Here is a 14,131-nt window from a genome sequence, read left to right as displayed (position 1 = left end):
GAACGTCCTTGTGGCGGGGGTCACAAACCAGCTTTACACTCAGACCACCGCCGCTACCATGGGTTCGCCATGTCGACATTAGATGAAGAAGATCGCCGCGAATACTACCGTATCGAGGACACGATCGCACTGGAAATTCGGCCCCTCTCCATTCCTGAAGCTGCCAGCCAGGAAGTGTTGCAGGATGCTTCTCCATTGTTCAACCTGCTCAGTGAACTGCACCTGAGTGAATTCGAGTCACAGCACCTGCTGCGCCAGATCAGCGAGCGCGAACGCAGCGTCGCGGCGTACCTCAAGGCGATGAACAAACGCATCGACCTGCTCAGCCAAGTGATTGCCCTGACGGTGCTCGGCGAAATCGGCGAACCGCAGCCGGTGATCATTTCCGAAGGCGGCGTCGACTTCCAATACCCCACGCCAATCGCCGTCGGCGCCCACTTGTCGATCAAGCTGGTGCTGATGCCCCAGGCCCTCGGTTTGCTGCTGCGAGCGCGGGTCACCCACTGTGACCCCAAGGGCGACGGCTACGACGTCGGCACCGAGTTCGAACGCCCCACCGACGCCCAGCGCCAGTTGCTGGCCCGCTACATCCTGCAGAAACAGGCGCAAGAACGGCGCCTGGCCCGGGAACTGAACGAATCAGGTATCAATAAGGAAGAACCGTGACCCTCATTTATGGCCACCGCGGCGCCAAGGGCGAAGCACCGGAAAACACCCTGACCGGCTTTCAGGAGTGCTTGAAGCACGGCGTACGCCGTTGCGAGCTGGACCTGCACCTGTCCATGGACGGCGAGTTGATGGTGATCCACGACCCGACCCTCAAGCGCACCACTGATCGCCGTGGCAAGGTGGTGGAGCATTCGGCTGCCGAACTGGTGACCTACGATGCGCGCAAGGGTGGACCGGGCTGGATCAAGCCGTGCCCGATCCCACGCCTGGAGGAGCTGTTCGAGAAGTGTGATTTCGAGCATTGGCAGCTGGAGGTCAAGAGCGCCTCACGCACCCGTGCCGCCGCCACCGTGCTGGGGATCCGCGAAATGGCCCAGCGGTTCGGGCTGCTGGACAAAATCACTATTACCTCAAGCTCCCGGGAAGTGCTCAAGGCTGCCCTGGACCTGACCCCGGATATCTCCCGCGGCCTGGTGGCCGAATACGCCTGGCTCGACCCGCTGAAGGTCGCCCAGAGTTATGGCTGTGAGATTCTGGCGTTGAACTGGACCTTGTGCACGCCGGAACGCCTGATCAAGGCGCAGCGTCAAGGCCTGCATGTGTCGGTGTGGACCGTCAACGAACCCGCGCTGATGCGCAGGCTCGCCGACTTTGGCGCTGACAGCCTGATTACAGACTTTCCCGGTTTGGCCACTGCCACGCTTGAGAAAGGCTGAAATCGGTCTCCCCGGCCGGCTCAGGCCACCGGCCGGAGCCGCTCAAAAAAGCCGGTTGAGCCCGTCGTACGCCGCTACCCGATAGGCTTCGGCCATGGTCGGGTAGTTGAACGTGGTGTTGACGAAGTACTTCAGCGTGTTCAGCTCGCCCGGCTGGTTCATGATCGCCTGGCCGATGTGCACGATCTCCGAAGCCTGGTAGCCGAAGCAGTGCACGCCCAGCACCTCCAGGGTCTCGCGATGGAACAGGATCTTCAGCATGCCTTGCGGCTCACCGGCGATCTGCGCCCGCGCCATGCTCTTGAAGAAAGCCTTGCCCACTTCGTACGGCACCTTGGCCTGGGTCAGCTCTTGCTCGTTCTTGCCGATCGAGCTGATCTCCGGAATGGTGTAGATACCGGTCGGCACGTCGTTGACGAAGCGCCAGCTGCCGTTGTCGACGATGCTGCCGGCGGCCGAACGACCCTGGTCGTGGGCGGCACTGGCCAGGCTCGGCCAGCCGATCACGTCACCGGCGCCGTAGATGTTCGGCACACAAGTGCGGTAGTTCTCATCGACTTCGATCTGGCCGCGGCTGTTGACCTTCACGCCGATGTTTTCCAGGCCCAGGGTGTCGGTGTTGCCGGTACGGCCGTTGCACCAGAGCAAGGCGTCGGCCTTGATCTTCTTGCCGGACTTGAGGTGCAGGATCACGCCGTTGTCGACGCCTTCAACACGGTCGTAGTCTTCGTTGTGGCGCACGGTGATGTTGTTGTTGCTGAAGTGATAGCTCAGGGCCTGGGAGATTTCCGAGTCCAGGAAGCTCAGCAACTGGCCGCGGTTATCCACCAGCTCCACCAGCACACCCAGGCCGCTGAAGATCGAGGCGTATTCGCACCCGATCACGCCGGCACCGTAGACGATGAGCTTACGCGGGGTGTGACCCAGGCTCAGGATGGTGTCGCTATCGTAGATCCGCGCATGGTTGAAATCGATGTCGGCCGGGCGATACGGGCGCGAACCGGTGGCGATGATGATGTGCTTGGCCACCAGCTTCTCGACCACGCCATTGCCGCAGACCACTTCCACAGTCTGCTCGTCGGCAAAGCTGCCAGTGCCGAAGAACACGTCGACACGGTTGCGGGCGTAGTAGCCGGTACGCGAGGCCACTTGCTTGGAGATCACCTTCTCGGCGCTCTTGAGCACGTCCGGGAAGGAGAACCAGCGTGGCTCGCCGATGGCCCGGAACATTGGATTGGTGTTGAACTGCATGATCTGCCGGACCGAGTGACGCAAGGCCTTGGACGGGATGGTGCCCAAGTGGGTGCAGTTGCCGCCGACCTGCCGACGGCTGTCGACCATCGCCACCTTGCGCCCCGCCTTGGCGGCGTTCATTGCCGCGCCTTCCCCCGCCGGGCCGGAACCCAGTACCACCACGTCGTAGTTGTAGACAGCCATGCGTACTCCTCAGAACAGGCCGCAGTGCCTTATTTGGCACATACGGCTAAATCATGCCGGCCTGCGGCATGAAAGAACAATTTGGGGCCGGTTCACGAGCCCGGCCACAGTCTATAGAAGCGTCAACGCCGCGCACATTACCCCTTGGTCGCGTCGTAGGCTAGTTTTGCCTGCGCTATTTCGCCACAGGGGGCCTTTCAGTACGCTGTCATCATTGGGTTTTTCCGTTACTGATCCGTTCAAATGCATCGTTAGTACGGGTGACAAAGCCATTGCCATCGCGCAGAACGAAAAACACCCCGATACCGTGCTTTTCGGCATAGTCCCAACCCCGTTCAGGACCGAGAATCAGCAACAGCGTCGATAGTCCATCGGCCATCAACGCCGAAGGATGAATCACCGTGACTGACGCCAGGTTGTGTAGGACCGGTGCACCAGTGCGTGCATCAAAGGTGTGGGAATAACGCGTCCCGTCCTGCTCGAAATAACGCCGGTAGTCACCGGAGGTCGAAACCCCGTAGCCATTGACTTCGATGACACGCTCAGCCACTTGCCGGTCGTCCCGCGGCGCCTCCAGGGCAATGCGCCAGGCCGAGCCGTCGGGTTTACGCCCGGCAGCCTTGAGTTCACCGGTGGCTTCGGCCAGGTAACTGTCGATGCCCAGGGCCTGGAGCCTGGCGGCTATCCGGTCGACGGCATAACCGGCGGCGATGCTGTTGAAGTCGACTTCCACCGCAGCGTCCTTGCACAACCGGTCGCCGTCGATGCGCAAATGACCATGCCCGACGCGCTGGCGCACCTGGGCCAAGGCTTGCGTGGTCGGCACTTTCTCTTCTCGGGATTGGGGACCGAAGCCCCACAGGTTCAGCAGCGGCTCCACCGTCAGGTCGAACGAGCCGTCGCTTTGAATGGATAACTGTTCACCGACCCGGATCAATTCGAGGACCGGCCCCGGCATGACCTGGCAGCTATTGGCCGGCAATGCATTGAAACGCTCGATGTCCGAGTCACTGCGATAGGTCGAGAATTGCCGATCCACTTCGGCAAGGATGTTTTCCACCTCGGCCTGCACCGCTTTCGGACCGGGCGTGGCGGAATGCCTGACGTATTGAATGGAATAATGACTGCCCATGGCCGGGCCATCGAAGCGCTCCAGGGTGTCGCCATTGCCGCAGCCGGACAAAACGCCGACCAGGACCACAAGCTTTCCCCACCGTCCAGTTAACAAATCTTCATCTCCCCTCAAAACCGCGCCAGCCATTATGGGCTTCAGCGCTAGTCAGTCCAGCTGCAAATCCTGTGGGAGCGGGCTTGCTCGCGAAAGCGGTCAGGCAGGCAGCGTCTGTGTTGAATGTGCCGGCCTCTTCGCGAGCAAGCCCGCTCCCACAGGAGATACAACCTCCATACAAGATTTGTCAGAGTGAGTACCTACCCCATGTCTTCCACCACGAGCAACGGCAAGGCGATTTTTCGCGTTGTCAGCGGCAACTTCCTGGAGATGTTCGACTTCATGGTCTACGGCTTCTACGCCACGGCCATTGCCAAGACGTTCTTCCCTACCGACAGTGCATTCGCCTCGCTGATGCTGTCCCTGGCCACGTTCGGTGCCGGGTTCCTGATGCGCCCCCTGGGGGCAATTTTTCTCGGCGCCTACATCGACCGCCACGGGCGCCGCAAAGGCTTGATCATCACCCTGGCGATGATGGCCCTGGGCACCGTACTGATCGCCTGCGTGCCGGGCTACGCCGTCCTGGGCGTGGCGGCGCCCTTGCTGGTGCTGCTGGGCCGATTGCTGCAAGGCTTTTCTGCCGGTGTGGAACTGGGCGGTGTATCGGTGTACCTGGCGGAAATCTCCACGCCAGGGCGCAAGGGCTTCTTTGTCAGTTGGCAATCCGCCAGCCAACAGGCTGCCGTGGTGTTTGCCGGCCTGTTGGGGGTGGGTCTCAATCATTGGCTGAGCCCTCAGGAGATGGGCGATTGGGGCTGGCGCGTACCGTTCCTGGTGGGTTGCATGATCGTGCCGGCGATATTCGTAATCCGTCGCTCACTGGAAGAAACACCTGAATTCCAGGCGAGAAAGCACCGCCCCACCCTGTCGGAAATCGTCCGTTCCATCGGTCAGAATTTCGGCATCGTCTTGGCTGGCATGGCGCTGGTGGTGATGACCACGGTGTCGTTCTATCTGATCACCGCTTACACGCCGACCTTCGGCAAGGCCGAATTGAACCTGTCGGACCTGGACGCACTGCTGGTCACGGTGTGCATCGGCTTGTCGAATTTCTTCTGGCTGCCCGTGATGGGGGCGCTCTCCGACAAAATCGGACGCAAGCCCCTGCTGCTCGGCGCGACTATCCTGGCGATCCTGACGGCGTACCCGGCGCTGTCCTGGTTAGTGGCGAACCCCAGCTTCAGCCATTTGCTGATTGTCGAGCTGTGGTTGTCGTTCCTGTATGGATCCTACAACGGTGCCATGGTGGTGGCCTTGACGGAAATCATGCCGGTTGAAGTGCGTACCACCGGTTTTTCCCTGGCCTACAGCCTGGCGACGGCTACGTTCGGCGGGTTTACCCCGGCGGCGTGTACCTATCTGATCCATGTGCTCGACAACAAGGCTGCACCGGGGATATGGCTCAGTGGGGCGGCGGTGCTGGGGTTGATTGCGACCCTGGTGTTGTTCAAGGGCAACCGTCATGAACTGCGGACCGCACAGGCTTCGATGGTGAGCGGCGCCTGATAGATTGCCTTCGCGAGCAAGCCCGCTCCCACATTGGACCGCATACATCAGCAACAACTCGGTCAACTGTGGGAGCGGGCTTGCTCGCGAAGAGGCCGGCGCACTCAACACAAAACCTCTGGACAAAAAAACGCCCCGACAAGTCGGGGCGTTTTCACAAGCGGCTAAGGCTTAGCGCGGGAACGCTGGCGGGTTTACCCCGGCCATGTCTTCCATCACGCGAACCACCTGGCAGCTGTAACCGAATTCGTTGTCGTACCAGACGTACAGAACAACGCGGTTGTCTTGGCTGATGGTGGCCTCGGCATCCACGACACCGGCGTGGCGCGAGCCCACGAAGTCGGTGGACACCACTTCCTGCGAGTTAACGAAGTCGATCTGCTTGTGCAGGTCGGAGTGCAGCGCCATGTAGCGCAGGTACTCGTTCATCTCTTCACGGGTGGCGGCTTTCTCAAGGTTCAGGTTGAGAATGGCCATCGACACGTTCGGCGTAGGCACACGGATCGCGTTACCGGTCAGCTTGCCGGCCAGCTCAGGCAGGGCCTTGGCAGCGGCGGTGGCGGCACCGGTCTCGGTGATGACCATGTTCAGCGCGGCGCTGCGGCCACGACGGTCGCCCTTGTGGAAGTTGTCGATCAGGTTCTGGTCGTTGGTGTACGAGTGAACCGTTTCGACGTGACCGTTGACGATGCCGAACTTGTCGTTCACTGCCTTGAGCACCGGCACGATGGCGTTGGTGGTGCAAGACGCAGCGGAGACGATCTTGTCGTCAGCGGTGATTTCGCCGTGGTTGATGCCGTGGACGATGTTCTTCAGTTTGCCCTTGCCAGGCGCAGTCAGCACGACGCGGTCGATGCCCGGGCAGGCCAGGTGCTGGCCCAGGCCCTCGGCGTCACGCCATACGCCGGTGTTGTCCACCAGCAGTGCATCCTTGATACCGTACTGGGTGTAGTCCACCTCGGTCGGGCTCTTCGCGTAGATCACCTGGATCAGGTTGCCGTTGGCGAGAATGGTGTTGTTTTCTTCATCGATGATGATGGTGCCGTTGAACGAACCATGGACCGAATCGCGACGCAGCAGGCTGGCGCGCTTGGTCAGGTCGTTCTCGGCGCCTTTACGCACCACGATCGCCCGCAGGCGCAGGCCGTCGCCGCCACCGGTTTTTTCGATCAGGATGCGCGCCAGCAGACGGCCGATACGACCGAAGCCGTACAGGACCACGTCAGTGCCTTTGCGAGGCGAAGCGTTCTGCTGGCCAACCACATCGGCCATCTCTTCACGCACGAACTGCTCGGCGCTACGGCCATTGCCTTCGTTGCGGAACTTGAACGCCAACTTGCCCAGATCCACCGAAGCCGCGCCGAGCTTGAGCTCGCTCATGGCCTTGAGCAGGGGGAATGTTTCGTGGACGGAGAGTTCGCTGTCGTCGGAAGAACGGTGGCGAGCAAAGCGGTGGGCTTTGAGGATCGCGATGACAGACTGGTTGATCAGGCTGCGGCCATAGATCGAGCTCACCACGTTGTTATTGCGGTAGAGCTGACCGATGAGAGGGATCATCGCTTCTGCGAGAGCTTCACGATCAATCCATTCACCAAGACACTGGTCGGGCTTCTGAGTCACGGTAACCTTCCACATGTAGGGGCTGAAAAAAGGGGCTACATTATGCCGCCGAGTCCATCGCGGAGCAATGCGCGCCCGTCGCACCGTGGTTTTCCTGTCTGCCAAGGTAGTCTGCGACTGACAGCCACCCCCTTCCCCCGCTACAATTGTCGACTTTGTCGCAACGCTGGAGCTCAACCTTCCGTGCCCGTTCTGCGTCTTCCGCTACTCCCTGCCGCGGCAGGTAAACAGCACTGGGGCAACCTGCCCGGTGCCGCCCTGAGCCTGGCCATCGCCGAGGCTGCCAGCGCTGCAAAGCGTTTCACCCTGCTACTGACCGCCGACAGCCAAAGCGCTGAACGGCTGGAACAGGAGCTGAGTTTCTTCGCCCCGGACTTGCCCGTGCTGCATTTCCCGGACTGGGAAACCTTGCCCTACGATCTGTTTTCGCCCCACCAGGACATCATTTCCCAGCGAATCGCCAGCCTTTATCGGTTGCCGGAGCTCAGTCATGGCGTTTTGGTAGTGCCGATCACCACAGCCCTACATCGCCTGGCTCCGACCCAGTTCCTGCTCGGTAGCAGCCTGGTACTGGACATCGGCCAGAAGCTCGACGTCGAGCAAATGCGCAGCCGCCTGGAAGCCAGTGGCTATCGCTGCGTCGACACGGTGTACGAGCATGGCGAGTTCGCCGTACGCGGCGCCCTGATCGACCTGTTCCCGATGGGCAGCAAACTGCCCTATCGCATCGACCTGTTCGATGACGAAATCGAGACCCTGCGCACCTTCGACCCGGACAACCAGCGCTCCATCGACAAAGTGCAGTCGATCCGCCTGTTGCCGGCCAAGGAATTCCCGCTGCAAAAAGACGCCGTGACCCGCTTCAAGGCGCGCTTTCGCGAGCGCTTCGATGTGGATTTCCGCCGCTGCCCGATCTTCCAGGACCTGAGCAGCGGGATTACCCCCGCCGGTATCGAGTACTACCTGCCGCTGTTTTTCGAAGAAACCGCCACCCTGTTCGATTACCTGCCCCAGGACACCCAGGTGTTTTCCCTGCCGGGCATTGAACAGGCCGCAGAAAATTTCTGGAACGACGTGCGCAATCGCTACGAAGAGCGTCGCGTCGATCCTGCCCGTCCTTTATTGCCACCCGCCGAGTTGTTCCTGCCGGTGGAAGACTGCTTTGCCCGCCTCAAGAGTTGGCCACGGGTGGTGGCGAGCCAGCAGGACGTGGAAACCGGCGTCGGCCGTGAGCGCTTTCCGGCCAGGGCACTGCCGGACCTGGCGATCGAAGCCAAGGCCACGCAACCCTTGGCGGCACTTGCCGGCTTCCTCGACGCGTTCCCCGGTCGCGTCCTGTTCACCGCTGAATCCGCGGGGCGTCGCGAAGTGCTGTTGGAGCTGCTCGAACGTCTGAAGCTGCGACCCAAGACAGTCGACAGCTGGCCGGGCTTCGTCGCGGGCAAGGATCGCCTGGCGATTACCATCGCGCCACTGAACGACGGCCTCGTCCTGGATGATCCGGCCCTTGCCCTGGTGGCGGAAAGCCCGCTGTTCGGCCAACGCGTCATGCAGCGCCGCCGTCGCGAGAAACGCGCCGACGCCGCCAACGACGCGGTCATCAAGAACCTCACCGAGCTGCGCGAAGGCGCGCCCGTGGTGCATATCGACCACGGCGTGGGCCGCTACCTGGGCCTGGCGACCCTGGAAATCGACAATCAGGCCGCCGAGTTCCTGACCCTGGAATACGCCGAGGGCGCCAAGCTCTACGTGCCGGTGGCGAACCTGCACCTGATCGCCCGCTACACCGGCAGCGACGACGCCCTGGCCCCGCTGCATCGCCTGGGCTCGGAAACCTGGCAGAAAGCCAAGCGCAAAGCCGCCGAACAAGTGCGCGATGTGGCCGCCGAACTGCTGGACATTTACGCCCGTCGCGCCGCCCGCGAGGGCTACGCCTTCGCCGATCCGAAAGCCGATTACGAAACCTTCAGCGCCGGTTTCCCCTTCGAAGAAACCGTCGACCAACAGACCACCATCGAAGCCGTGCGCGCCGACATGCTCGCGCCCAAGCCGATGGACCGGCTGGTGTGCGGCGACGTGGGCTTCGGTAAGACCGAAGTGGCAATGCGCGCCGCGTTCATTGCCGTGCACGGTGGCAAGCAGGTCGCGATCCTGGTGCCGACCACCCTGCTCGCCCAGCAGCACTACAACAGTTTCCGTGACCGTTTCGCCGACTGGCCGGTGACCGTGGAAGTGATGAGCCGCTTCAAGTCCACCAAGGAAGTGAACGCCGCCGTGGCCGACCTGGCCGAGGGCAAGATCGACATCGTCATCGGTACGCACAAACTGCTGCAGGACGACGTGAAGATCAAAAACCTGGGGTTGGTGATCATCGACGAAGAACACCGCTTTGGTGTGCGCCAGAAAGAACAGCTCAAGGCCCTGCGCAGCGAAGTCGATATCCTGACCCTGACCGCGACGCCCATCCCGCGCACGCTGAACATGGCGGTGTCGGGCATGCGCGACCTGTCGATCATCGCCACGCCGCCGGCCCGGCGCCTGTCGGTGCGCACGTTCGTCATGGAGCAGAACAAAAGCACGATCAAGGAAGCCTTGCTGCGCGAGCTGCTGCGTGGCGGTCAGGTCTACTACCTGCACAACGACGTGAAGACCATCGAAAAATGCGCCGCCGACCTGGCCGAACTGGTGCCGGAGGCCCGCATTGGCATCGGCCACGGGCAGATGCGCGAACGTGAACTCGAACAGGTCATGAGCGACTTCTACCACAAGCGCTTCAACGTGCTGATCGCCTCGACCATCATCGAGACCGGCATCGACGTACCGAGCGCCAACACCATCATCATCGAGCGCGCCGACAAATTCGGCCTGGCCCAACTGCACCAGTTGCGCGGCCGGGTCGGTCGTAGCCACCACCAGGCCTATGCCTATCTGTTGACGCCACCGCGCCAGCAGATCACCCCGGATGCGGAAAAGCGCCTGGAAGCCATCGCCAATACCCAGGACCTCGGCGCCGGGTTCGTGCTGGCCACTAATGACCTGGAAATACGTGGTGCCGGCGAATTGCTCGGCGACGGCCAGAGCGGCCAGATCCAGGCCGTCGGCTTCACCCTGTACATGGAAATGCTCGAACGGGCCGTCAAGTCGATCCGCAAGGGCGAGCAGCCGAACCTCGACCAGCCCCTGGGCGGCGGGCCGGAAATCAACCTGCGGGTGCCGGCGCTGATCCCGGAAGACTACCTGCCGGATGTCCACGCGCGACTGATTCTCTACAAACGCATCGCCTCGGCCAGCGACGAAGACGGCCTCAAGGACCTGCAAGTGGAAATGATCGACCGCTTCGGCCTGCTGCCGGAGCCGACCAAGAACCTGGTGCGCACGACGCTGCTCAAGCTCAAGGCCGAACAACTGGGCATCAAGAAAGTCGACGGCGGCCCCAACGGCGGTCGTATCGAGTTCGAGGCCCAGACCCCGGTCGATCCGCTGGTGTTGATCAAACTGATCCAGGGCCAGCCCAAACGCTACAAGTTCGAAGGTGCCACGATGTTCAAATTCATGGTGCCCATGGAACGCGCGGAAGAGCGTTTCAATACCGTAGAAGCGCTGTTCGAGCGCCTCACTCCGACCACTGCTTGAAGGACGCCACATGCGCCTGTTTCGCTCACTGACCTTGCTGTTGACCCTGGTCGCTCCCCTGGCGTTTGCCGACGACCTGTATCAGGTTGAAATGATTCTGGTCCGCCAGAACGCCGAGCCGGCGATTGTCAGCCGCGCCGCGCCGGAAGACTGGGACGCCGGCGCGCAACGCCTGGGCGCGGACAGCCAGCGCACGCCGGCCATGGGCAACATCGTCGAGAAACTCACCACCAGCGGCCAATACACGGTATTGATGCACAAGGCCTGGCAGCAGACCCTCGGTGAACAGGGCCGCAAAGTCGCCATCAGCGACGGTGCCGAACAGTTTGGGCAATTCCCCATCGAGGGCACCCTGGAACTGAAACTGGGCCGTTTCACCGACGTGGATGCCGATTTCTGGATCAACCAGATCGACGCCAATGGCCTGGTCACTGCCAGCGAGCGCCTCAAACAGCAGAGCCATACCAAGAATGGCCAACTGAATTTCCTCGATAACGGCCACCTCGGCCTGCTGATCAAGATCACCTCGCTGACCGCGCCCGCGCCACGGCAGGCACCTGAAGTCATTCCGGACTGATTGGCGCGCCTATGCCCTCGCCCCTGAGCAAACCCCTGGCACCTTCCTGGGTCAATCGATTCAAGGAACAGAGCCTGGAGCGCGGGCGCCGTTATGCGCTGGAAAACCGCGTCAGGATTGTCGAGGCCGGCGACAGCACCATCACCGCCAGTTGCGAAGGTTCTGGCGGCAACGTCTACCGTCAGACCATTCGCCTTAAAGAGTCAGCCAAGGGCGCGTTGATTCTGCTCGAGGCGGCTTGTACCTGCCCGGTGCGCATCAACTGCAAGCACTGTGCGGCGGTATTGCTGCAAGTCCAGGAAACCCTGGCGTATCCGGCCGCCGAGAAAGACGCGCAGTTGCTGGAGAAACTCCAGGCGGTGCTGGACAACCGCAGCCCCAAGGCCCCGCCGCAAGTGCTGGTGGACAACGTGCAGCCGATGCCACGCCTGTGGCTGGCCAGTATCGAGTTTAGCGCCTTCGAGCCGCGCAACGGCAAGATGCAACGTTACATCCAACACCGTGCCGCGCTGTCCTTCAGTTATCTGGACGAATACGTCAGCGGCCAGCGCAACACTGACGTGCTGATTCGCCAGGAAACACAGACGTTGCGGATAAAACGTCATACCGATGTGGAACAGTCCTACCGCGAACAGCTACGCATCCTCGGTTTCAAGGTCGCGACCCGGCAAAGCAAAGCCCTGCCGGAAAGTGCCGGCGAGCTGTACGAAATGGTCAATGACAGTGCCTGGCTGACGTTCACCCTCAACGACCTGCCAAAACTGCGTGATCAGGGCTGGGAGTTACAGATCGATGAGGATTTCGGCTTCGACCTGACGGCCGTGGACGAATGGTACGCCACGGTCGAGGAAACGCCGGAACGGGACTGGTTCGACCTGGAGCTGGGAATCATCGTCAATGGCGAGCGTCTGAGCCTGCTGCCGATCCTGCTGAACCTGATGCGTTCGCACATCGAATTGTTCAACCCGGAACGCCTGGCCAGGCGCCGTGACGATGAGCTCATCCTGGTCAACTTGCCCAACCGTCCGAACTCTGAGTTCGGCCCGCAGCAAGTGGCCCTGCCCTACGGCCGCCTGAAACCGGTGCTGGCGACCCTGGGCGAGTTTTACCTGCAAGAGCCGGGCACCACCAAACTGCGCCTCAACAGCGCGGACGCCTTGCGCCTGAACCCGCTGCAAGACATGCCCCTGACCTGGGAAGGTGGCGAGCACATTCGCGGCCTGGCCCAACGCCTGCGGGACATCAAGGATTACACCGCCACCGCGCCAGACGGCCTGAACGCAACACTGCGGCCTTATCAACTCGAAGGCTTGAGCTGGATGCAATCGCTGCGACAGCTGGAAGTCGGCGGCATCCTCGCGGACGACATGGGCCTAGGCAAAACCCTACAGACCCTGGCGCACATTCTCAGCGAAAAAAATGCCGGGCGCCTCGATCGGCCGTGCATGGTGGTCATGCCCACCAGCCTGATACCCAACTGGCTCGACGAAGCGGCCCACTTCACGCCACAGCTCAAGGTACTGGCCCTGTACGGCGCCGGGCGCAAGAAGCATTTCGAACGACTGGCCGAATACGACCTGGTCCTCACCACCTATGCGCTGCTGCCCAAGGATGTCGAGCGCTTGGCGGTGCAGCCGTTGCACGTGCTGATCCTCGACGAAGCCCAGTACATCAAGAACCCCACCAGCAAAGCCGCCCAGGCCGCCCGCGAACTCAACGCCCGGCAGCGGCTGTGCCTGTCCGGTACGCCCTTGGAAAACCACCTGGGCGAACTGTGGTCGCTGTTCCACTTCCTGCTGCCGGGCTGGCTCGGGGACGTCAAGAGTTTCAACCGCGATTACCGTGTACCGATTGAAAAGCGCGGCAGCGACGTACGACTGCAACACCTCAACGGCCGGATAAAACCCTTCCTGCTGCGCAGGACCAAGGAACAAGTGGCGACGGAGCTGCCACCCAAGACCGAGATCATCCATTGGGTCGAACTCAGCGATGCCCAGCGCGACGTTTACGAAACCATGCGCCTGGCCATGGACAAGAAAGTCCGCGATGAGATCACCCGCAAAGGCGTGGCCCGCAGCCAGATCATCATTCTCGAGGCACTGCTCAAGCTCCGCCAGGTGTGTTGCGACTTACGCCTGATCAACGACGCCACCCTCCCCGCCCGCGGCAGTACCTCAGGCAAGCTCGACAGCCTGATGGAAATGCTCGAAGAGTTGTTTGAAGAAGGCCGTCGGGTGCTGCTGTTTTCCCAGTTCACGTCCATGTTGGCGCTGATTGAAGAGGAGCTGAAGAAGCGCGGCGTCGATTACGCCATCCTGACCGGCCAGACCCGGGACCGTCGCACGCCCGTCAAGGAATTCCAGAGTGGCAAGCGTCAGATCTTTCTGATCAGCCTGAAGGCCGGTGGTGTGGGCCTGAACCTGACCGAGGCCGACACCGTGATTCACTACGACCCGTGGTGGAACCCGGCCACCGAAAACCAGGCGACCGACCGTGCCTACCGCATCGGCCAGGAAAAGCCGGTGTTCGTCTACAAACTGATTGCCCGGGGCACGGTGGAAGAGAAAATTCAGCTGCTGCAGAAGGAAAAGTCCGATCTGGCGGCCGGCGTGCTGGATGGGCGCGTGGCCGGAGACTGGAAACTGCAGAGCGACGATATCGAGGCTCTGTTTGCGCCGCTACCGGATAAGTTGGAGAAGCGCTGACTCACACCGCCCCCTGTGGGAACCGAGCTTGCGCGCGATA

At 61.6% G+C, this 14,131-nt stretch carries 9 protein-coding genes; 6 read left to right on the top strand and 3 right to left on the bottom strand.

Annotated features, from left to right (window positions below):
• Positions 1-69 precede the first annotated feature (69 nt).
• Positions 70-666: a PilZ domain-containing protein gene (locus LOY70_RS09790; protein ID WP_123341949.1), complete on the top strand. Its 597-nt coding sequence runs from the start codon at positions 70-72 to the stop codon at positions 664-666.
• Positions 663-1,385 (top strand): glycerophosphodiester phosphodiesterase, encoded by a 723-nt coding sequence (locus LOY70_RS09785; RefSeq protein WP_123341950.1) that lies wholly within the window; start codon positions 663-665, stop codon positions 1,383-1,385. The genes LOY70_RS09790 and LOY70_RS09785 overlap by 4 nt, the downstream gene beginning before the upstream one ends.
• A 42-nt stretch (positions 1,386-1,427) precedes the next feature.
• Here LOY70_RS09785 and sthA read toward each other — a convergent pair whose 3' ends face one another.
• Positions 1,428-2,822 carry a Si-specific NAD(P)(+) transhydrogenase gene (gene sthA / locus LOY70_RS09780; RefSeq protein WP_003183399.1) on the bottom strand — a complete coding sequence of 465 codons (1,395 nt, stop codon included), beginning with the start codon at positions 2,820-2,822 and terminating at the stop codon, positions 1,428-1,430.
• Positions 2,823-3,033: 211 nt separating this feature from the next.
• Positions 3,034-4,023 (bottom strand): FAD:protein FMN transferase, encoded by a 990-nt coding sequence (locus tag LOY70_RS09775; RefSeq protein WP_265035853.1) that lies wholly within the window; start codon positions 4,021-4,023, stop codon positions 3,034-3,036.
• 234 nt (positions 4,024-4,257) lie between these two features.
• On the opposite strand from LOY70_RS09775, the gene LOY70_RS09770 reads away from it, so the two are divergent.
• Positions 4,258-5,556, top strand: a complete 1,299-nt coding sequence (locus LOY70_RS09770; protein WP_265035851.1) for an MFS transporter — start codon at positions 4,258-4,260, stop codon at positions 5,554-5,556.
• A 171-nt stretch (positions 5,557-5,727) separates the two neighbouring features.
• Here LOY70_RS09770 and LOY70_RS09765 read toward each other — a convergent pair whose 3' ends face one another.
• A complete protein-coding gene (locus LOY70_RS09765) occupies positions 5,728-7,191 on the bottom strand; it encodes a glyceraldehyde-3-phosphate dehydrogenase (protein WP_123341953.1) in 1,464 nt (487 codons plus the stop codon).
• 168 nt (positions 7,192-7,359) lie between these two features.
• Between LOY70_RS09765 and mfd the strand changes: the two genes are divergently transcribed.
• From mfd to LOY70_RS09750, 3 genes are read left to right on the top strand one after another with little or no spacing between them, the layout of a single operon-like run.
• On the top strand, positions 7,360-10,809 hold the full coding sequence (gene mfd / locus LOY70_RS09760; protein WP_265035849.1) for a transcription-repair coupling factor: 3,450 nt from the start codon (positions 7,360-7,362) through the stop codon (positions 10,807-10,809).
• Positions 10,810-10,819: 10 nt separating this feature from the next.
• Entirely contained in the window at positions 10,820-11,386 is a 567-nt protein-coding gene (locus LOY70_RS09755; RefSeq protein ID WP_265035847.1) for a peptidoglycan binding protein CsiV, read from the top strand.
• A gap of 11 nt (positions 11,387-11,397) precedes the next feature.
• A complete protein-coding gene (locus LOY70_RS09750; RefSeq protein ID WP_265035846.1) occupies positions 11,398-14,091 on the top strand; it encodes a DEAD/DEAH box helicase in 2,694 nt (897 codons plus the stop codon).
• Positions 14,092-14,131 lie beyond the last annotated feature (40 nt).

The organism is Pseudomonas sp. B21-054 (assembly GCF_026016345.1).
Taxonomy (GTDB): Bacteria; Pseudomonadota; Gammaproteobacteria; order Pseudomonadales; family Pseudomonadaceae; genus Aquipseudomonas.
Note: the sequence above shows the minus strand (reverse complement) of the source record. Positions and strands in the feature narration are given on the sequence as shown.